This window comes from Streptomyces cinerochromogenes (assembly GCF_014648635.1).
In the GTDB taxonomy this organism is placed as follows: Bacteria; Actinomycetota; Actinomycetes; order Streptomycetales; family Streptomycetaceae; genus Streptomyces; species Streptomyces cinerochromogenes.
Genome location: NZ_BMRM01000017.1, coordinates 100,144 through 118,863 on the forward strand (window position 1 = coordinate 100,144; position 18,720 = coordinate 118,863).

Below are 18,720 nucleotides of genomic sequence, written 5' to 3' on the forward strand. Positions count from 1 at the left end.
GGGTGAGGGCCTGGGCCGGTCAGGTACGGGGGGCCTGGGCCGGTCAGGTACGGGGGGCCTGGGCCCGTCAGGTACGGGGGCCTGGGCTGTCAACCGAGGGGCGGTGTGCCGCTCGCCAGGGCGGTGTGCCGGGGGCCTCGGCCGTTACGCCGAGGGGCGGCTGTCCGCTGGTCGGCCGTGGGGGCCGGTCACTTCCTCTGCGACGCGCTGCCACTCCTCCTCGCCGCCGGGAAGCGGCCAGGCCCAGGTGGGCCGTTTCGCCGTGCGCAGCTCGCGGAGCCGGCGGGCGAGGACCGGCCCGGCGAGGGCGGCGCCGTCGGGGACGGCGGTTCCGTGCGCGGCGCGCAGCTCGGCGTAGCGGGCCAGCTCGGCCTCGTAGGCCTGGACCGCCCGTGCGGTGCCCGCGGCCGCCTCGTCGCCCGGCGCGGTGCGGTGCAGATGCAGCAGGGGCGGTGCCGTCGACTCGGCGATCGCCGCGGCCAGCCGTGCGTGACCGTCCAGCACCAGATGGCAGTCCAGGCCGCTGACCCACCACAGCAGCACGGGCGGGAGCGTTCCGTCCCGGGCCTGCTTGCGGTACGCCTTGACCCGGGCGTCGCGCGCGTCGGGCATCGCGCGCAGCGGGAGGATCTCCCAGGAGCCGGAGTGGACGAACCAGTCGATGTACCCGTCGGGGTGACCCTCGACCAGCATCTCCCGCCAGTACTCGGCCTGCGGCCGACCGCCGTGGTTCCCGCGCGGGAGCGGACTGTCGGGCGAGATCAGCCAGCGGCCGTCATGGAGCGGGCCGCCCGGTGCGTCGAGCAGGTGCGACGCGAGGCGGTGCGCCCAGCGGGCCGGTTCGCCGGCCAGCTCGCGCGCGGTCCGCGCCCGCAGCGGCGGGACGGGTGGGCGATAGGCGTCGGTGCGCCGGAAGTCCACCCCGCCGTCGTCCCGCTCCACGGTCGCGAGGAGCACGGGACGCGACTCCTGGGCCAGGAGCAGCCGCCGTTCCGCGGTGAACACGCACAGCCCGGGTCGTCGCCGGGACCGCACCTCCAGGGACAGGCCCGTCCACGTGCCGTCGTCCCCGGTGAGGTCCGTGCGCCGCATGCGGGGCACGGACCTCACTCCGGGGGTGCTCAACCGCGGGTCGCGATGATCAGGGCGAACAGGCCCAGGACCAGGACGATCCCCGCGACGCCGCAGATGATGCCGGCCAGGGCCACGCCCGGGTTCGTCGCCTCGCCGCGGCGTGCCCTGCCCCGGCCGATCCCGCCGAAGACCAGGGCCAGGACGGCCAGCACCAGGGCGATGGGCCACATGACGAACCCGACCGCCGAGATGATGCCGAGCACCAGGGAGGCGGTGCCCATGCCGTTGCTCGGCGGCGGCTGCATCCCGGGCCAGGCGTAGCCGCCGCCGACGGGGTAGGGGGCGCCGTAGGGGGCCTGCTGCGGGCCCGGGTAGCCGTAGGCCGGCGTGGGACCCGGGTAGCCGTAGGGCACCTGGCCGGGGCCGCCGGGCGCGATGGGCGGCGGGGGCACCGGTTCCGGTCCGCCGTGCGGGGCGGAGGGAGGCGCGAAGGGGTTCACCGGAGGTGCGGGGGCCGGGGGTGCGAAGGGGTTCGCCGCAGGCGCGGGGGCCGGGGGCGCGAAGGGGTTCTGCTGGGAGACGGGGGCGGGGGCGGGAGCCGCGGACGCGTGTCCGTGGGCCGGGCTGGCCCAGGGCGCGGGGCCGGCGTCGGCGGGCGCGGGCGGGGCCGACGGCAGGGAGGTCAGCGTCTGCTGGTCGTGGACCGAGGCGGGTGCCGGGACGGAGCCCTGCGCCGGAACCGGAACAGAACCCTGCGCCGCAGCCGGGCGCTTGGACAGGGACACCTGGGGAGCCGCGGACGGGTGCGCGGCGGTCTGCTCCCGCGGCGTGGACTGCGGCACGTCGTCGGACATGGTGAAGGCCCCCCTCGCTGGACGTCCCGCCATGCTACGGGCCGGGCCGGGGGCCGTGACCCGGGGCCTACGATGATGCCGCGCGGACGCCGCGCCGCCGATCAGCCGATCACCCCGGGGAGGACCCCTTGACCGACAGCTCCGTACCCGCCACCGGCACCGCCGACCGCGATCTGCGCGCCTTCGTCGCCGGGCTGCCCAAGGCCGAACTGCACGTCCACCACGTCGGCTCCGCCTCCCCCCGCATCGTCTCGGAACTGGCCGCCCGCCACCCCGACTCCAAGGTTCCCACCGACCCCGAGGCCCTGGCCGACTACTTCACGTTCACCGACTTCGCGCACTTCATCGAGGTGTACCTGTCGGTCGTGGACCTCATCCGCACCCCGGAGGACGTCCGGCTGCTCACCTTCGAGGTGGCCCGCGACATGGCCCGCCAGCAGGTGCGGTACGCCGAGCTGACGATCACCCCCTTCTCCTCCACCCGGCGCGGGATCGACGAGCGGGGCTTCATGGACGCGATCGAGGACGCCCGGAAGGCGGCCGAGGCGGAGTTCGGGACCGTACTGCGCTGGTGCTTCGACATTCCCGGCGAGGCGGGCCTGGAGTCCGCCGAGGAGACGGCCAGGCTGGCCACCGACGACCGGATCCGCCCGGAGGGTCTGGTGTCGTTCGGGCTCGGCGGGCCGGAGATCGGCGTGCCCCGGCCGCAGTTCAAGCCCTACTTCGACCGGGCCATCGCCGCCGGACTGCGCTCCGTCCCGCACGCCGGGGAGACCACCGGCCCGCAGACGGTGTGGGACGCGCTGACCGAGCTGGGCGCGGAGCGGATCGGGCACGGCACCAGCTCCGCGCAGGACCCGAAGCTGCTGGCGCACCTCGCCGAGCACCGCATCCCGCTGGAGGTGTGTCCGACCTCCAACATCGCCACCCGCGCGGTCCGCACCCTGGAGGAGCACCCGCTCAGGGAGTTCACCCGGGCCGGGGTGCTCGTCACGATCAACTCCGACGACCCGCCCATGTTCGGCACCGACCTGAACAACGAGTACGCGGTGGCCGCCCGGCTCCTGGACCTGGACGAGCGGGGCCTGGCCGGCCTGGCGAAGAACGCCGTGGAGGCCTCCTTCCTGGACGCGGAGGGCAAGGCGCGGCTCGCCGCCGAGATCGATTCCTACACCTCGGCCTGGCTCGGCTCCTGACGCCCACCACAATGGGCCCATGCAGACCGTGACCGCCGTGGCCCACCGCGGCGACCCCTACCGCTTCCGCGAGAACACCCTCGACTCACTGCGTTCCGCGCTCGACCAGGGCGCGGACGCCGTCGAGGCCGACGTACGGCTCACCCGGGACGGCGTCCCCGTGCTGCTGCACGACGAGACGCTGCAACGGCTGTGGGAGGTCGGCCGGCCACTGTCCGCGCTCTCCGCCGAGGAGCTGCGCGGGCTGACGGCGGGCGGGGTGCCGACGCTCGCGGAGGCGCTGGCCGCGACCGGGGACAGCAGGGTGATGCTGGATCTGTGCGGGCCGGTCGGGCGCCGTACGGTCGAGCGGACCCTGGACGTGGTCCGGCAGAGCGGGGCCCGGGACCGCGTCTACTACTCCGCGCACGCCGAGGCGATGCTCGCCGTCCGCGCCGCCGACCCGGCCGCCGAGATCGCCCTGACCTGGACGAGCCTGGCCCCGCCCCGGCCCGCGGTGCTGGCCGCCATCCGGCCGCGCTGGCTCAACTACCGCTTCTCCCTGGTGAGCCGGGAGCTGGCGGCCCGCGTCCACCACGACGGCTGTCTGCTGTCGGTGTGGACCCCGGACACCCGCCGCTCCATGAGCCGTCTGCTGGACCTGGGCGTCGACTCGATCACCACGAACCGGATCGACGTCCTGCACGCCCTGCGCACCGCGGCCCCGCGGGACCACACCCGGGAGCGCTGAGCCACCGCCGCCGGGTCGGCCGGGGTGGCGCGGGTGGCGTCCTGCGGGACGGAGGCGTCCGCCGCCGAGGGTGAACAGGCCCCGGCGAGCGAGGCGGTGCCTGTTGGCGCGGGCGTGTGTGCTGGTGGGTGTGGGGTGGCTCGGTACGTGAGGGAGGGGGCGTGGGAGGGGACGGAGCGGGTGCCGCGGCGATAACGGGTTGTCGCGCCGCCGCCCCCACCCGTAGGGGCCGCCCCCGAGAACTCCCCTATCTCTGGGGCCGGTTGGTCCGGGCCGGTTAAGGGTCCTCCGCCCTCCTCGGTGAGGATCCGTGTCCCGTACCGGCGCCGGAAGATGATCACGAACCGCCTTCCGAACGCCGAGACGTCCTCAAGGAGCCCTCGCATGCGCCGCACCCGTCGTTCCCTCCTCCTGGCCACCGCCGTCGTCACCGCGCTGGCCGCCGGTCCGCTGGCGGCGCCCGCGTTCGCCGCGCCCGCGCCCGCGGCGTCGGCCCGCACGACCACCGGCCCGGACACCGAGGCCCTCTCCGCCGCGATCGCCGGCCTGCCCGACCACGACGTCACCGCCGCGCTGCTGCGGGTCGGCGGTGACGGGAGCTGGCGCGGGACGGCCGGGGTGCGGGACATGCGCAGCGGGGCGCCGGCACTGGAGAACGGGCGGTTCCGGGCGGGTTCGGTGACGAAGGTGGTGACCGCGTCGATCGTGCTGCAGCTGGCCGCGGAGGGCCGGATCGACCTGGACGGCACCGTGCAGCACTATCTGCCGGGCCTGCTCAGCCAGGACTTCGCCCCGATCACCGTACGGCAGCTGCTGAACTACACCAGCGGCCTGCGCCCGGGCTCGTCCCTCGGCGACACGGTGGAGGAGGGGTACGCGCACCGCTTCGAGACGCTGACGCCCCGGCAGGTCGTGGCGGACTCCGTGGCGCAGGGCCCGGCGTACGCGCCGGGCACGCGGCAGACCTACGGCAACATCCACTACACCGTGCTGGGCATGCTCATCGAGAAGGTGACCGGCGACTCGTACGCGCACCAGGCCGAGGTGCGGATCTTCCGGCCGCTCGGCATGCGGCACAGCTCCTTCCCCGTCGGCGGGGACCCCCGGATCCACGGCCCCCACAACCGGGGCTACGACTGGATCGACGGGCGGCTGGTCGACGTGACCGACTGGAACATGACCGACCGGTTCGCGGCGGGCGACCTGATCTCCACGACCGCCGACCTGGAGCGGCTGCTGGTGGGGCTGTTCCGCGGCCGGGTGGTGCCCGAGCCGCAGCTGGAGGAGATGTTCACGCTGCCGGACGTGCCCGGGGCGCGGTACGGCGCGGCGCTGGAGCGGTTCGAGGTGAACGGCAAGGTGATCTGGGGCAAGACCGGCTCGCGGCCGGGCTACACCGCGGTGATCGCCGCGACCCGGGACCTGTCCCGCACGCTGGTCTACTCGGTCGACTCCACGGACGCGAAGGGCGACGGCCTGTCCGTCGCCCAGCGCTTCGCGTTCCCGGCGTTCAACCGCTGACGGTGGCGGCGGCCGGGGGCGCCGACGGCATGCCGAGCGCCTCCAGCCGCTTGGTCTTCTTCCGTACGACGTACAGCGGGACGACCCCGACGACCCCGAACGACATGTCGATGACGCTCCACCAGAACGGGATGCCGCGGACGGGCCCGCAGATCAGGGCGAGCGGGATGATCCCGGCGCAGGCGATCATGCCGAACTCGACCACCCAGATGTTGCGGACGGGGTCGCGGTACGGGCCGTAGAACGCGACCGCGATGACGAGGTGGGCGAAGGCCAGCCAGTCGGTGCCGTACAGGACGAAGGGGTACTCGGCGTCGACGGCGTCCAGCCCGTCCCGCACCCGGGAGATCCACGACATCAGCCCGGGCAGGTGGTCCGGCACGGACAGCGCGCGCAACGCGCTCTCGGTCCAGTGCAGTTCGTGCACCAGCGGAAAGGCGGTGGCCCCGCTCAGGACGAGGCACACGACGAAGAGGGCCAGCCAGACACGGATGCCCTTGAGCAGGGCGGCTCTGTCGCTCATGACAGGAGCGTACGCCGGGAATTGAACATGTTCAAAACTCCTTTCCCGGCACCGACTTCCGGTGAGTCATTTCACAATTCTCGGACATACGCGTAAATTTCCGCCCACCGCTTCGAGCGCTCACCGGCAGACGGGGGCAAGGCATGGGCACGGACGACCGCGTCAGGGTGACGCCCGGGATCGCACGGCTGCACGCGTCACCGGCACTCGCCGGCCCCGGCCGGCTGGGGCTGGTGACCAACCACACCGGTGTCCTCCCCGACCTGCGGCCCGCCGCGCCCGCGCTGCTCGACGCCGGCGTACGGCTGGTCGCCCTGTTCGGCCCCGAACACGGACTGCACGGCAGCGGCCAGGCCGGCGAGAGCGAGGCCGCCCGGACGGACCCCGCCACCGGACTGCCGGTCCACGACACCTACCGGTGCGACGGCGAGCGCCTCGACAAACTGCTCATCGACAGCGGTGTGGACGCCCTCGTGTACGACCTCCAGGACATCGGGGCCCGGTTCTACACCTACGTCTGGACCATGTTCGACCTGATGGTCTCGGCGGCCCGTACGGACGTGCGGTTCGTGGTCGCCGACCGGCCGAACCCCCTGGGCGGACTCGTCGGCGAGGGCCCGCTGCTCGACCCGGCCTGGGCCAGCTTCGTCGGGCGCGCCCCGCTGCCCGTCCGGCACGGCCTCACCTGCGGCGAACTCGCCCGGTGGCTGAACGCCTCCGCCGTCCCCGAAGTGGCCGGGCGCGCCGCCGAGCTGACGGTGATCGAGATGACCGGCTGGCGGCGGGCCATGGACGCGGAGGCCACCCGTCTGCCCTGGATCGCGCCCTCGCCGAACATCCCGACGCCGGCCACCGCCCGCGTCTACCCCGGCACCTGCCTGTTCGAGGGGACGAACCTCTCGGAGGGCCGCGGCACCACCCAGCCCTTCGAGATCGTCGGCGCCCCCTACCTCGACGACCGCTTCGGCCCCGCGCTCACCGAACTCGCCCTGCCCGGGGTGCACTTCCGCGACCTGTGGTACGTCCCCACCTTCCACAAGCACGCCGGACGGCCGCTGCGCGGGGTCCAGTTGCACATCACCGACCGCGAGGCGTTCGCTCCCGTACGCACCGCCGCCCTGATGCTCGCCACCGTGCGGCGGCTGTACCCGGACGACTTCGCCTGGCACACCGCGAACGGTGGCGTGCCGGGGGCCGGCCGGCGGCACTTCATCGACCTGCTGTGGGGGTCCGACCGGCTGCGGCACGCCGTGGACGCGGGCGAGGACCCGCTGCCGCTGTGCGACCCCCCGGCACCGCCCGGCCGGTGGGCCGGCGACGACGTGCTGCTCTACGACTGAGACCGGACGCATGAGACCGGAAGTATGAGACCGGATCCCGCTACCCGACCCCCGAGGACCGGACCGCCCGAGACCGGGAAGGACGACCCGTCAGTGACCGCTCGTACGACCCCGCCCCGGGCCGGCATCCGTGGCTTCCGCGTCGGCGACGGCCCGCGGCTGGTGGAGACGTGGCGCCGGAGCGCGCCGGCCGACCCGATCACCCCGGACCGCTTCCGCTCCCTGGTGCTGCTCGACGCCAACTTCGACCCGGAGGGGCTGCGGGTGGCCGTCGACGGGGACCGGGTCGTCGGCGCCGCCTACGCGGTCCGCCGGCTGACCCCGCTGGCCGGGACCGACCTGGAACGGGAGCAGGGCTGGATCCCGTTCTTCTTCGTGGACCCGGCCGCCCGCGGGCGCGGCCTCGGCCGCCGGCTGCTGACCGAGGCCCTCGACTGGCTGCACGGCCACGGCCGCACCCGGGTGGACTTCTCCTCGTACACCCCGCACTACGTCCTCCCCGGCCTGGACGCCGAGGCCTACCCGGAGGCCGCCGGGCTGCTCGGCTCGCTGGGGTTCCGCACGCTGTACGAGGCGGCGGCGATGGACCGCGGCCTGGTCGGCTACCGCCTCCCGGAGGAGGTCGCCCGCCGCGCCGAGGACCTGACGGCACGGGGTCACCGGTTCGGCACCCCGTCCGACGACGACCTGGTGGACCTGCTCGCGCTCGCCGGGGACCACTTCAACGCCGACTGGGCACGGGCGATCCGGACGTGTCTGGCCGCGGGCACCCCGCTGGACCGGATCGTGGTCGTCCGGGAGCCCGCGGGCCGCCTGGCCGGCTGGGCGATGCACGGCGCGTACGACCGTGCGGACGAGCGGTTCGGGCCGTTCGGGGTGCTGGAGGAGATGCGCGGCACCGGGCTCGGCAAGGTCCTGCTCCATCTGGTCCTGGAGCGGATGCGGGCGCGCGGCGCGCACTCCGCGTGGTTCCTGTGGACCGGCGAGCAGTCCCCGGCGGGCCACCTGTACCGCGCGGCGGGTTTCCGCACGACCCGGGTGTTCCGCGTGCTGCGCCGGGAGGCCGCCCGATGACGCCACCGCCCCGCGGCACCGGCCGCCTGAGCCGTCGCCTCGCGCTCGCGCTCCCTGCGGCGCTGCTCGTCTCCGGGTGCGCCGCACCGCACCGGGGCACCGGGCGGCCCGGGGATCCGATCGTGCTGACGCTGCTCTCGCACTACGCGAGCGGGGTGCTCCGGGAGGCGCTCCAGGGCCCGGTGGACGAGTGGAACGCCACGCACGACCGGGTCAAGGTGCGGACGCTGGCCGTGGAGTTCACGGACCTGCTGACCACGTTCATGGTCCGGCAGGCCGCCGGGCAGGGCGCCGACATCGTCCACCCGTACTGCCTGTGGAACGGCCAGCTCGTGCGGGCCGGCGTCCTGCGGCCCGCCCCGCCCGAGCACGCCGAGGAGATCCGGCGCGGCTACGGCGAGGCGGCGGTCGGCGCCGCGTCGGTGGGCGGCACCGTCTACGGCTACCCGACCGAGGCGCAGACGTACGCCCTCTACTACAACAAGCGGCTGCTGCGCGCGGCCGGCGTGGACGGCCCGCCGCGCACCTGGCGCGAGCTGGAGGACACGGCGTACCGCACCACCCGGCGGGACCGGTACGGCAACACGCTGGTCCAGGGGTTCGGCCTGTCGGTGTACGACGACTCCACCACCGTCGGCCAGACCCTCGCCCTGCTCAACGCGGCGGGCGGGCGGTTCGTGTCCGCGGACGGCAGGAGCACCGCCCTCGACTCCCCCGCCGGCCGGGCGGTGTTCGGCCTGGAGCGGCGCCTGGTCGCGGAGGGGGCGAGCGATCCCGGCGTCAACGTCTACCAGGCGTTCGCGTCCGGGCGGGTGGCCATGGTGATCAGTGCCGGCTGGTGGACCGGGAGCCTGCGGGCCGTGATGGGCGGGGCCTACCGGGACGTCGGTGTCGCGCCCGTGCCCGTCCCCCGGGCCGGTGACCCGCGGGCCACGCTCTCCACCGGTTTCATGCTGGGGGTCAACACCGCCAGCGCACACCCGCGGGAGGCCTGGGAGTTCCTGCGCTGGCTCAACACCGAGAAGACGCGCGGGAAGAGGGGCACCCCGGCGACCCGGATGAGCGCCCTGCAGGTGGCGGCCGGCTCCCTGACCGCCCGCGCCGACGACATGCGGACGCTGCTGGGCACGGGCGGTGACCCGAACCTGCACCCGTTCCTGGACGCGCTGGCGTACGCGGTGCCGGAGCCCAACGGGCCGGGCGCGCAAGCGGCCAAGTCGCTGCTGCGCAAGAACATCGAGGCGCTGTGGACCGGTCAGCAGTCGGTCACCGAGGCCCTGCGCGCCATCCGCCGGCAGGTCGATCAGGAGGTGGCGCGCTCATGGTGAACACCCTGGCGCCGGAGCCGACCGGGCGGGCGCCCGTCCCGCGGTCCGCCGGGGCCTCCGGGTCCGCCGGGGGCGGCAGCGGGCGGATCCGGCACCGGCACCGGCACCGGCAGGCCGTCGTCGCCTGTCTGTTCCTCGCGCCGACACTGCTGTTCTACGTAGTCTTCCTGGCCCTGCCGCTCGGTTTCGCGCTGCTGCTGTCGCTGTCCCGCTGGGCCGGTTTCGACCTCGGCGACATCGAGCCCGCCGGCCTGGACAACTTCGCCGGCCTGTTCGCGGACGGGTCGACCTTCCTGGTGCCGGTCCTGAGCAACACGCTGCTGTTCGCGCTCGGCACCGTGGCGCTGGCACTCGCCGGCTCCGTGCTCGTCGCGACCTGCATCGAGAAACTGCGCCGGCAGGGGCTGTGGCGCACCCTGTACTTCCTGCCGATCCTCACGACCGTCGTCGCCGTCGGCAACGTGTGGAAGTACATGTACGAGCCGGGCGGCCTGGTCAACGGCGTGCTCAACGCGCTGGGACTCGGCTCGGTGGCGTTCCTCCAGGACGCGGACACCGCGCTGCCGTCGCTGGTGGTCGTCCAGGCCTGGGCCTCGCTGGGCTCGGCGATCCTCGTCCTGACCGCCGGGCTGAAGTCCGTTCCCGAGTCGTACTACGAGGCCGCCGCGCTCGACGGGGCCGGGCCCGTCACCGTGTTCTGGAGGATCACCCTGCCGCTGCTGCGGCCGTCCCTGCTGTTCGTGTGCGTCACCCAGTTCCTCACCGGCCTGCAGTCCTTCGCGCTGATCATCGTGATGACCGGGGGCGGTCCGGGCGACGCGACCGACGTGGCCGCGCTGGAGATGTACCGGCAGGCCTTCAGCTACGGCGAGTGGGGCACCGCGAGCGCCGCCGCCTTCGTGCTGTTCCTGGTGGTCCTCGCGGTCACCCTCGCCCAGTTGTGGTTCTTCCGGCGCAAGGGGGAGGACGCGTGAAGGGGACAAGGCGCGTGACCGGTCGCCGTGTGCCGTGGCTGTCGTACCTGGTGGTCGTCACCGGTGCCGTGCTCACGGTGGTGCCGTTCCTCGACATGGTGATGACGTCCTTCAAGGGGCCCGGCGAGGCCGGCACGCTGCCGTACCGCTTCCTGCCGAAGGCGTTCGACCTGTCCAACTACCGGGCCGCGATGGACCAGTTGGACCTTCCCCTGCTCTTCCGCAACAGCGTCGTCGCGACGGCGGTCATCACCGGCTCGGTGCTGCTCACCTCCTCGCTCGCCGGCTACGCGCTCGCCAAACTGCGCTTCCCCGGCCGGGACCTCGTCTTCCGTCTGGTGCTGGCGACGATGATGTTCCCGCCGTTCCTGTTCTTCGTCCCGCGCTTCCTGATCCTGGTGCACTGGCCGCTGGCGGGCGGCAACGACCTGTTCGGGCGGGGCGGTGCGGGGCTGACCGTCAGCATCGTCGCGCTCGCCATGCCGTTCCTCGTCAACGGCTTCGGGATCTTCCTGATGCGCCAGTTCATGGTCGCGATCCCGGACGAGGTCCTGGAGGCCGCGCGCATCGACGGGGCCGGTGAGTTCGCCGTGTGGTGGCGGATCGTGGTGCCGCAGACCAAGCCGGTGCTGGTGACGCTGGGGCTGCTGACCTTCGTGGACGCCTGGAACGAGTACATCTGGGCGCTGCTGGTCTCGACCGCCCACCCGGAGGTGATGACCCTGCCCGTCGGCATCCAGCTCCTGCAGGACCACGTCGACCCGGCCCGCACGACGCCGATCGTCATGGCCGGCCTGGTCCTGAGCGTCCTTCCGGTCCTGGTCCTCTTCCTGCTGCTGCAGAAGCACTACGTCCGGGGAGTCATGCTCAGCGGCCTCAAGTGAGCCCCGAGGAGGTCACAGGCCCGCGATCCTGTTCCAGCGCCGGGCGAACTGGGTCCGTTCGGTGGAGGTGATGTCCCGGGCGACGGCGAGCCGCTCGCGCATCGTGCCGTCGGGGAAGACCAGGGGGTTGTCGGCGAGGGCCGCGGTGTCCTTGTCCCGGGCGCGGGCGAGGACCTCCCGGGCCGCCGGCACCGGGCAGACGTAGTTCACCCAGGCGGCGAGCCGCGCGGCGACCTCGGGGTCGTAGTAGTAGTCGACCAGCCGCTCGGCGTTGGCCTTGTGCCGGGCCCGGTCGGGGACCATCAGGGAGTCCGACCACAGCTCGGCGCCCTCCTCGGGCACGACGAAGCGGATGTCGGGGTTGTCCGCCTGGAGCTGGATGACGTCGCCGGAGTACGCCTGGCAGGCCAGTACGTCCCCGCTGACCAGGTCCTTGGTGTAGTCGTTGCCGGTGAAGCGGCGGATCTGGCCGCGGCGGACCTCCCGCTCCACCTGGTCGCACACCCGGTGGAAGTCGTCGGCGGTCCAGCGGGTGATGTCCACGCCGTTGCCCTGCATGAGCAGCGCGAACGACTCGTCCAGACCGGACAGCAGGGTCACGCGGCCCTTGAGGTCGTTCGCCCACAGGTCGGACACGGCGCGGATCTCGCGGCCGAGCTTGCGGTGGTTGTAGGCGATGCCGGTGATGCCGGACTGCCACGGCACGGTGAAGCGGCGGCCCGGGTCGAAGGCGGGCGAGCGGAGCAGCGGGTCGAGGTGGTGCGCCACGTTCGGCTGGCGGGCGCGGTCCATCTCCTGCACCCAGCCCAGCCGGACGTACCGGGCGCACATCCAGTCGCTGATGACGATCAGATCGCGGCCGGTGGACTGGTGGTTCGTCAGCGCGGGGCTGATCTTGCCGAAGAACTCGTCGTTGTCGTTGATCTCCTCGACGTAGTCCACGGAGATCCCGGTGCGCTTCTCGAACGCCCGCAGTGTGGGCCGCCGGCCGGGGTTGTCGTCGTCGGTGTCGATGTACAGCGGCCAGTTGGCCCAGGTCAGCTTCTTGTCGGCCGCGGACTCGTCGGCCACGGCCCGGTCCCCCGGCCGGACGTAGGCGGCGGGCACCCCGCATCCGGCCAGGGCACCGAGCGCGGCGGTGCCGCCGAGGGCGGCCAGGAGGGAACGTCGGGACAGCGCGGAGGTACGGGTCGAAGTCTGGGGCACCCGGGAAGCATGCCGGTCCGCCGCGCGAAGGGACAATCGACGCTGCGTCGAGCACCCCGCCGCCCGCCCGACACCTTGTCGATCAAGCCGTGCCGGGAAAGCGGGGGAACGGGACAGCGCGGCACCCGGACGGGGAGGTGACCCGCCCGGGTGCCGCGCCGCGTGAAGGCCGGAACCGGCGGAGTGCCTACGCGTCCAGCGACGTCATCACGTGCTTGATCCGCGTGTAGTCCTCGAAGCCGTACGCCGACAGGTCCTTGCCGTAGCCGGACTTCTTGAAGCCGCCGTGCGGCATCTCCGCGACCAGCGGGATGTGGGTGTTGATCCACACGCAGCCGAAGTCGAGCTTCTTGGACATGCGCATCGCGCGGGCGTGGTCCTTGGTCCACACCGAGGAGGCCAGGGCGTACTCGACGCCGTTGGCGTACGCGACGGCCTGGTCCTCATCGGTGAAGGACTGGACGGTGATGACCGGGCCGAAGACCTCGTTCTGGACGATCTCGTCGTCCTGCTTCAGGCCGGAGACGACGGTCGGGGCGTAGAAGTAGCCCTTGTCGCCGACCTGGTGGCCGCCCGCCTCGACCTTGGCGTGGGCCGGCAGGCGGTCGATGAAGCCGGAGACCTGCTTGAGCTGGTTCGGGTTGTTCAGCGGGCCGAAGAGGACGTCCTCGTCGTCCGGCTGGCCGGTCTTGGTCTCGGACGCGGCCTTGGCGAGCGCGGCCACGAACTCGTCGTGGATGGACTCGTGGACGAGGACGCGGGTCGCGGCCGTACAGTCCTGGCCGGCGTTGAAGAAGCCCGCCACGGAGATGTCCTCGACGGCCTTGGCGATGTCGGTGTCCTCGAAGACGACGACCGGGGCCTTGCCGCCCAGCTCCAGGTGGACCCGCTTGACGTCCTTGGCGGCGGACTCGGCGACGGACATGCCGGCGCGTACGGAGCCGGTGATGGAGGCCATCGCCGGGGTCTCGTGCTCGACCATCATGCGGCCGGTCTCGCGGTCGCCGCAGATGACGTTGAAGACGCCCTTGGGCAGGATCGAGCCGATGATGTCGGCCATGAGGACGGTGGAGGCCGGGGTGGTGTCCGAGGGCTTCAGGACGACCGTGTTGCCCGCGGCGATGGCCGGGGCGAACTTCCACACGGCCATCATCATCGGGTAGTTCCACGGGGCGACCTGGGCGCAGACGCCGACCGGCTCGCGGCGGATGATCGAGGTCATCCCGTCCATGTACTCGCCGGCCGAGCGGCCCTCCAGCATCCGGGCCGCACCCGCGAAGAAGCGGATCTGGTCGACCATCGGCGGGATCTCCTCGGAGCGGGTGAGCCCGACCGGCTTGCCGGTGTTCTCCACCTCGGCCGCGATCAGCTCCTCGGCCCGCTCCTCGAAGGCGTCGGCGATCTTCAGGAGGGCCTTCTGCCGCTCGGCCGGCGTGGTGTCGCGCCAGCCCGGGAATGCGCGGGCGGCGGCCTCCATGGCGGCGTCCACGTCCGCCTGCCCCGACAGCGGCGCGGTGGCGTACGCCTCGCCCGTCGCGGGGTTGACCACCTCGGTGGTCCGTCCGTCGGCGGCGTCCCGGAACTCACCGTCGATGTAGTTGCGCAGACGACGCAGCTCGGTGCTCACTGCCGGCCTCCTGATCTGGTTCAAACTGTCCGATCTCTGAGACACCCACCCTAGTCGGCGAACCCACGTTTTCAACACCCCTGCCGCCGTCACATCTGCGAAATCCGCAAGGTGTCGTCTCAGAAACAACGGATTTCATCGCTCGGGCCTTGCGAAACTATCGAGACGTCGTGCACAGTGAGGTCGTGGCCAGTCGAAGCGCAGACCAGAGGGACTCGTCCCGCGAGTCCAGGAACGGCAACAGTCCCCAGCTGGACGCCGTCTCCCTCGCCATCATCCAGCAGCTCCAGGAGGACGGCCGCCGGCCGTACGCCGCGATCGGCAAGGCCGTCGGCCTGTCCGAGGCGGCCGTGCGCCAGCGCGTGCAGAAGCTGCTGGACCAGGGCGTGATGCAGATCGTCGCCGTCACGGACCCGCTCACCGTGGGCTTCCGCCGGCAGGCGATGGTCGGGATCAACGTCGAGGGCGATGTCGAGTCGATCGCGGACGCGCTCACTGACATGTCGGAAGTCGAGTACGTGGTGATGACCGCGGGCTCGTTCGACATCCTCGCCGAGATCGTCTGCGAGGACGACGACCACCTGCTGGACGTCATCAACAAACGCATCCGGTCCCTGCCCGGAGTGCGCTCCACCGAAAGCTTCGTCTACCTGAAGCTGAAGAAGCAGACCTACATGTGGGGAACCCGATAACCGTGAGGACCCGATAACCGTGAGCACCAAGGACCTCAGCCGCACCGCGTACGACCACCTGTGGATGCACTTCACCCGCATGTCCTCGTACGAGAACTCCCCGGTCCCGACCATCGTCCGGGGTGAGGGCACCTACATCTACGACGACAAGGGCAAGCGCTACCTGGACGGTCTCGCGGGTCTGTTCGTGGTCCAGGCCGGTCACGGCCGCACGGAACTCGCCGAGACCGCGTTCAAGCAGGCCCAGGAGCTGGCCTTCTTCCCCGTCTGGTCGTACGCCCACCCGAAGGCCGTCGAGCTGGCCGAGCGCCTCGCCGACTACGCCCCGGGCGACCTGAACAAGGTCTTCTTCACCACCGGCGGCGGCGAGGCCGTCGAGACCGCCTGGAAGCTCGCCAAGCAGTACTTCAAGCTCCAGGGCAAGCCGACCAAGTACAAGGTCATCTCCCGCGCGGTCGCCTACCACGGCACCCCGCAGGGCGCCCTGTCCATCACGGGTCTGCCGGCCCTGAAGGCGCCGTTCGAGCCGCTCGTGCCGGGCGCGCACAAGGTGCCGAACACCAACATCTACCGCGCGCCGATCTTCGGTGACGACCCGGAGGCCTTCGGCCGCTGGGCCGCCGACCAGATCGAGCAGCAGATCCTCTTCGAGGGCCCGGACACCGTCGCCGCGGTCTTCCTGGAGCCGGTGCAGAACGCCGGCGGCTGCTTCCCGCCGCCCCCCGGCTACTTCCAGCGGGTGCGTGAGATCTGCGACAAGTACGACGTGCTGCTCGTCTCGGACGAGGTCATCTGCGCCTTCGGCCGCCTCGGCACGATGTTCGCCTGCGACAAGTTCGGCTACGTCCCGGACATGATCACCTGCGCCAAGGGCATGACCTCGGGCTACTCCCCGATCGGCGCGTGCATCGTCTCCGACCGCATCGCCGAGCCGTTCTACAAGGGCGACAACACCTTCCTGCACGGCTACACCTTCGGCGGCCACCCCGTGTCGGCCGCGGTGGGCCTCGCCAACCTCGACCTGTTCGAGCGCGAGAACCTCACCCAGCACGTGCTGGACAACGAGGGCGCCTTCCTGCAGACCCTGCAGAAGCTGCACGACCTGCCGATCGTCGGCGACGTCCGCGGCAACGGCTTCTTCTACGGCATCGAGCTGGTGAAGGACAAGCACACCAAGGAGTCCTTCAACGACGAGGAGACCGAGCGCGTCCTGTACGGCTTCCTCTCCAAGGCCCTCTTCGACAACGGCCTGTACTGCCGTGCCGACGACCGCGGCGACCCGGTCATCCAGCTCGCCCCGCCGCTGATCTCCAACCAGGAGACCTTCGACGAGATCGAGCAGATCCTGCGCGCCACCCTCACCGAGGCGTGGACGAAGCTCTGATCATCCGCACGGATGACCGGCCCGGCCCCGGCGCCCTCCGTTCGAGTGAGAACGGGGGCCCGGGGCCGTGTGCTGTCCGGCCTCCCCGCACCGGCTGCCTAGCGTTCCAGTGACCGACCGGCCCGGCTTTCGTTCCCCCGGACGGGGGATCGGATACGGGAAAACGGATCAGAACCGAGGTGTACGCCCATGGAGGCCCCGCCGGACAACGACGTGCTCTGGGCACGCTCCCTGCACTTCAGCCACCGCGACGGCTCCCCCGGACTCGCCGGGGTCTCGCTCGGCGTACGGGAGGGCGAGATCCTCGCCGTCAGCGGCCCGCGCGGCAGCGGCAAGACGACCCTGCTGCGCTGCCTGTCCGGCCTGGTGCCGGTGCACAGCGGGGAGGTCTGGTTCAACAGCTCCCCCGTGCACACCCTCGGCCCGATGGCCCGCGAGCGGCTGCGCCGGGACCGCTTCGGCTGGATCGACCCCGAGCCGCTCCTGGTCCCCGAGCTGAACGTGTGGGAGAACGCCGCGCTCCCGCTGATGCTGCGCGGCACCGGCCGGCGCCGGGCCAAGGTGGCCGCGCTGGAGTGGCTGGAGCGGCTGGACGTCGGCGACCGGGCCCGCAGCCGCCCGCACGAGCTCCAGCACGCCGAGCGCCAGCGCGTCGCCATCGCCCGCGCGCTCGCCCCGGCACCCGCGGTCCTCTTCGCCGACGAGCCCACGGCGCCCCTGCACCGCGCGGACCGCGCCCACGTGCTGCGCACCCTCACCGCGGCGGCCCGCTCGCACGGCATCACCGTCGTGCTCGCCACGCACGACCCCGACACCGCCGCCCTCGCCGACCGCACGGTGGCCCTGCTGGACGGGCGCCGGGTGCGCACCGTGCACCTGCCGGACAGCCCCGATGCGGAAGGCCGGGCCGCGTGCTCGCTCTCCGCCTGACCCGTGCCGCCCGGCCCGCCGTCCAGCTGCGCCGCCTGCTGGTGGCGGCGGCCTCGGCGGGCACCGGCTTCCTGCTGCTGTCCTGCCTCGGCTACGCCCTGAACCACCCCGAGGCCGCGGACGCCGCCGCGCTGCGCCTGGCCTGGTGCGCGCTGCCGCTGGCCGCCACGGTGTACCTCGCGCTCGCCGTCGCCCGCACCGACCCGGGAACCCGGCCGCGCCCCGGCCTGTCCGCGGTGGGCCTGGGCCCGGCCCGGCTCATGGCTGTCTCCGCCCTGACCACGGCCCTGTCCTGCGCCCTCGGCTCGGCGCTGGCGCTCCTCTTCTTCCTGCACCTGCGCGGCGACCTCACCGGCATGCCGTTCGACGGCGCGGCGGCCGACGTCCTGGCCGCGGGCGTTCCGCTCCCGGTCCCGGCCACGGCGACCCTCCTGGCCGTCCTGCCGGCCACGGCGACCACCACGGTGGCCGTGGCCCTCCGCCCGAAGGACCCCCGGCCGCCGGCCCGGGGCGGGCGGAGGGCCGGACGCTTCGGGGCGTACGGCGACGCGGCGAAGCGGGAGACGCCCGGGACGTACGGACGCTTCAGGGCACGCCCGGCGGCGAAACCGCTCCCGGCGGACGGCGGCGCCGCCGGTACGGACGCCCACGCGACGGCACCGCTCCCGGCGGGCGGCGGCGCCGCCGGTACGGACGGCCACGAGGCGGCACCGGGCGGCGGACCCGGCGCCGGGACCCCGGCTCCGGGTGCCGCACCACCGGCCCCCGCCGGAACCCCCGCCGGCCTCCCCTGGGGCGTCGCCCTCGTCGCCGCCGGCCTCACCGCCCACGCCTACGCCGGCCGCTCGGACCCCGCGCCCTCCCTCGTCGTACTCCTCGGCTGGCTGGTCACCGCCACCGGTCTCGTCGTGGCCTCCCCCGGCCTCACCCACCTGTGCGGGCTGCTGCTCCAGGCCTGCCGGCCGGGCGCGCTGAGGCTGCTCGCCGGCCGGGCGCTGACGACGGAGGCCGCCCGGATCGGCCGTCCGCTCGGCGTGGTCTGCGCGGTGGCGTCGGCCGGCTGTGCCACGACCGCCCTGTACGACGGCCCGGCCCCCGCCTTCGGCCCGCTGTCCGCCCTCGGCGCGCTCGTCGTCGCCGGCTCCACGGTCGCCACCCTCCTCACCGCGGCCGTGGAGGCCCGCCAGTGCCGTGCCGGCACCACCGCCGCCCTGCTCCGCCTGGGCGCGCCCGCGGGCACGCTGCGCGTGGCGGCCGCCCTCCGCGCCGCCGCCCTGCTGGCCCTGTTCGCCCCGCTCACCCTGGCGATCGCCGCGCTGTCGGTTCTGCCCCTGACCCGCTGAGGGCGGCCCGCCCGCACGGTCGCGGAAAAAAGTACGCCGA

The 18,720-nt window shown here is 73.1% G+C and carries 17 protein-coding genes; 12 read left to right on the forward strand and 5 right to left on the reverse strand.

Features of this window, described 5'->3' with window-relative positions:
- Positions 1 to 144 precede the first annotated feature (144 nt).
- A complete protein-coding gene (locus tag IEZ20_RS29205) occupies positions 145 to 1,092 on the reverse strand; it encodes a hypothetical protein (protein ID WP_189304184.1) in 948 nt (315 codons plus the stop codon).
- Positions 1,093 to 1,121: 29 nt separating this feature from the next.
- Complete coding sequence (locus IEZ20_RS39920; protein WP_229896302.1) at positions 1,122 to 1,928, reverse strand: DUF4190 domain-containing protein; 807 nt, start codon at positions 1,926 to 1,928, stop codon at positions 1,122 to 1,124.
- Between the two features lie 128 nt (positions 1,929 to 2,056).
- Between IEZ20_RS39920 and IEZ20_RS29215 the strand changes: the two genes are divergently transcribed.
- From IEZ20_RS29215 to IEZ20_RS29225, 3 genes are all read left to right on the forward strand, one after another.
- Positions 2,057 to 3,124: an adenosine deaminase gene (locus tag IEZ20_RS29215; RefSeq protein ID WP_189304186.1), complete on the forward strand. Its 1,068-nt coding sequence runs from the start codon at positions 2,057 to 2,059 to the stop codon at positions 3,122 to 3,124.
- A 19-nt stretch (positions 3,125 to 3,143) separates the two neighbouring features.
- Entirely contained in the window at positions 3,144 to 3,854 is a 711-nt protein-coding gene (locus IEZ20_RS29220; protein ID WP_189304188.1) for a glycerophosphodiester phosphodiesterase, read from the forward strand.
- A 384-nt stretch (positions 3,855 to 4,238) separates the two neighbouring features.
- Positions 4,239 to 5,375, forward strand: a complete 1,137-nt coding sequence (locus tag IEZ20_RS29225; RefSeq protein WP_189304190.1) for a serine hydrolase domain-containing protein — start codon at positions 4,239 to 4,241, stop codon at positions 5,373 to 5,375.
- Here IEZ20_RS29225 and IEZ20_RS29230 read toward each other — a convergent pair.
- Positions 5,365 to 5,898 (reverse strand): hypothetical protein, encoded by a 534-nt coding sequence (locus IEZ20_RS29230; RefSeq protein WP_189304192.1) that lies wholly within the window; start codon positions 5,896 to 5,898, stop codon positions 5,365 to 5,367. The two genes, IEZ20_RS29225 and IEZ20_RS29230, sit on opposite strands and share 11 nt — an antisense overlap.
- 143 nt (positions 5,899 to 6,041) lie before the next feature.
- On the opposite strand from IEZ20_RS29230, the gene IEZ20_RS29235 reads away from it, so the two are divergent.
- The 5 genes from IEZ20_RS29235 to IEZ20_RS29255 all read left to right on the forward strand — a co-directional run bounded on the left by IEZ20_RS29235 (position 6,042) and on the right by IEZ20_RS29255 (position 11,498).
- On the forward strand, positions 6,042 to 7,238 hold the full coding sequence (locus tag IEZ20_RS29235) for an exo-beta-N-acetylmuramidase NamZ family protein (protein WP_189304194.1): 1,197 nt from the start codon (positions 6,042 to 6,044) through the stop codon (positions 7,236 to 7,238).
- 93 nt (positions 7,239 to 7,331) lie between these two features.
- Positions 7,332 to 8,312 carry a GNAT family N-acetyltransferase gene (locus IEZ20_RS29240; RefSeq protein ID WP_229896303.1) on the forward strand — a complete coding sequence of 327 codons (981 nt, stop codon included), beginning with the start codon at positions 7,332 to 7,334 and terminating at the stop codon, positions 8,310 to 8,312.
- Positions 8,309 to 9,640, forward strand: coding sequence for an ABC transporter substrate-binding protein (locus tag IEZ20_RS29245; protein ID WP_229896304.1), 1,332 nt, complete (start codon positions 8,309 to 8,311; stop codon positions 9,638 to 9,640). Before IEZ20_RS29240 ends, IEZ20_RS29245 begins: the two co-directional genes overlap by 4 nt.
- The gene (locus tag IEZ20_RS29250) at positions 9,634 to 10,614 is read left to right on the forward strand and encodes a carbohydrate ABC transporter permease (protein ID WP_189304198.1); all 981 of its coding nucleotides are present in this window, start codon (positions 9,634 to 9,636) and stop codon (positions 10,612 to 10,614) included. The genes IEZ20_RS29245 and IEZ20_RS29250 overlap by 7 nt, the downstream gene beginning before the upstream one ends.
- Before the next feature lie 14 nt (positions 10,615 to 10,628).
- Positions 10,629 to 11,498 (forward strand): carbohydrate ABC transporter permease, encoded by an 870-nt coding sequence (locus IEZ20_RS29255; protein ID WP_189304200.1) that lies wholly within the window; start codon positions 10,629 to 10,631, stop codon positions 11,496 to 11,498.
- Positions 11,499 to 11,510: 12 nt separating this feature from the next.
- Here IEZ20_RS29255 and IEZ20_RS29260 read toward each other — a convergent pair whose 3' ends face one another.
- Both IEZ20_RS29260 and IEZ20_RS29265 read right to left on the reverse strand, forming a co-directional pair.
- Complete coding sequence (locus IEZ20_RS29260) at positions 11,511 to 12,704, reverse strand: ABC transporter substrate-binding protein (protein ID WP_189304202.1); 1,194 nt, start codon at positions 12,702 to 12,704, stop codon at positions 11,511 to 11,513.
- A gap of 187 nt (positions 12,705 to 12,891) precedes the next feature.
- The gene (locus IEZ20_RS29265; protein ID WP_189304204.1) at positions 12,892 to 14,331 is read right to left on the reverse strand and encodes a gamma-aminobutyraldehyde dehydrogenase; all 1,440 of its coding nucleotides are present in this window, start codon (positions 14,329 to 14,331) and stop codon (positions 12,892 to 12,894) included.
- Positions 14,332 to 14,501: 170 nt separating this feature from the next.
- On the opposite strand from IEZ20_RS29265, the gene IEZ20_RS29270 reads away from it, so the two are divergent.
- The 4 genes from IEZ20_RS29270 (at position 14,502) to IEZ20_RS29285 (ending at position 18,680) form a co-directional block, all read left to right on the forward strand.
- Positions 14,502 to 15,023: an Lrp/AsnC family transcriptional regulator gene (locus IEZ20_RS29270; RefSeq protein WP_189304206.1), complete on the forward strand. Its 522-nt coding sequence runs from the start codon at positions 14,502 to 14,504 to the stop codon at positions 15,021 to 15,023.
- A gap of 19 nt (positions 15,024 to 15,042) precedes the next feature.
- Positions 15,043 to 16,407: an aspartate aminotransferase family protein gene (locus IEZ20_RS29275; RefSeq protein WP_189304208.1), complete on the forward strand. Its 1,365-nt coding sequence runs from the start codon at positions 15,043 to 15,045 to the stop codon at positions 16,405 to 16,407.
- A gap of 189 nt (positions 16,408 to 16,596) precedes the next feature.
- The gene (locus tag IEZ20_RS29280) at positions 16,597 to 17,337 is read left to right on the forward strand and encodes an ABC transporter ATP-binding protein (RefSeq protein WP_189304210.1); all 741 of its coding nucleotides are present in this window, start codon (positions 16,597 to 16,599) and stop codon (positions 17,335 to 17,337) included.
- A complete protein-coding gene (locus tag IEZ20_RS29285) occupies positions 17,319 to 18,680 on the forward strand; it encodes a hypothetical protein (protein WP_189304212.1) in 1,362 nt (453 codons plus the stop codon). The genes IEZ20_RS29280 and IEZ20_RS29285 overlap by 19 nt, the downstream gene beginning before the upstream one ends.
- The last annotated feature ends 40 nt before the right edge of the window (positions 18,681 to 18,720 follow it).

Excerpts from the sequence above, each read along its gene's own strand:
- IEZ20_RS29250 (WP_189304198.1), top strand. The coding sequence starts at position 9,634 with ATGGTGAACACCCTGGCGCCGGAGCCGACCGGGCGGGCGCCCGTCCCG.
- IEZ20_RS29230 (WP_189304192.1), bottom strand. The coding sequence starts at position 5,898 with ATGAGCGACAGAGCCGCCCTGCTCAAGGGCATCCGTGTCTGGCTGGCC.
- IEZ20_RS29220 (WP_189304188.1), top strand. The coding sequence starts at position 3,144 with ATGCAGACCGTGACCGCCGTGGCCCACCGCGGCGACCCCTACCGCTTC.
- IEZ20_RS29235 (WP_189304194.1), top strand. The coding sequence starts at position 6,042 with ATGGGCACGGACGACCGCGTCAGGGTGACGCCCGGGATCGCACGGCTG.
- IEZ20_RS29205 (WP_189304184.1), bottom strand. The coding sequence starts at position 1,092 with ATGCGGCGCACGGACCTCACCGGGGACGACGGCACGTGGACGGGCCTG.
- IEZ20_RS29225 (WP_189304190.1), top strand. The coding sequence starts at position 4,239 with ATGCGCCGCACCCGTCGTTCCCTCCTCCTGGCCACCGCCGTCGTCACC.
- IEZ20_RS29245 (WP_229896304.1), top strand. The coding sequence starts at position 8,309 with ATGACGCCACCGCCCCGCGGCACCGGCCGCCTGAGCCGTCGCCTCGCG.
- IEZ20_RS39920 (WP_229896302.1), bottom strand. The coding sequence starts at position 1,928 with ATGTCCGACGACGTGCCGCAGTCCACGCCGCGGGAGCAGACCGCCGCG.
- IEZ20_RS29280 (WP_189304210.1), top strand. The coding sequence starts at position 16,597 with ATGGAGGCCCCGCCGGACAACGACGTGCTCTGGGCACGCTCCCTGCAC.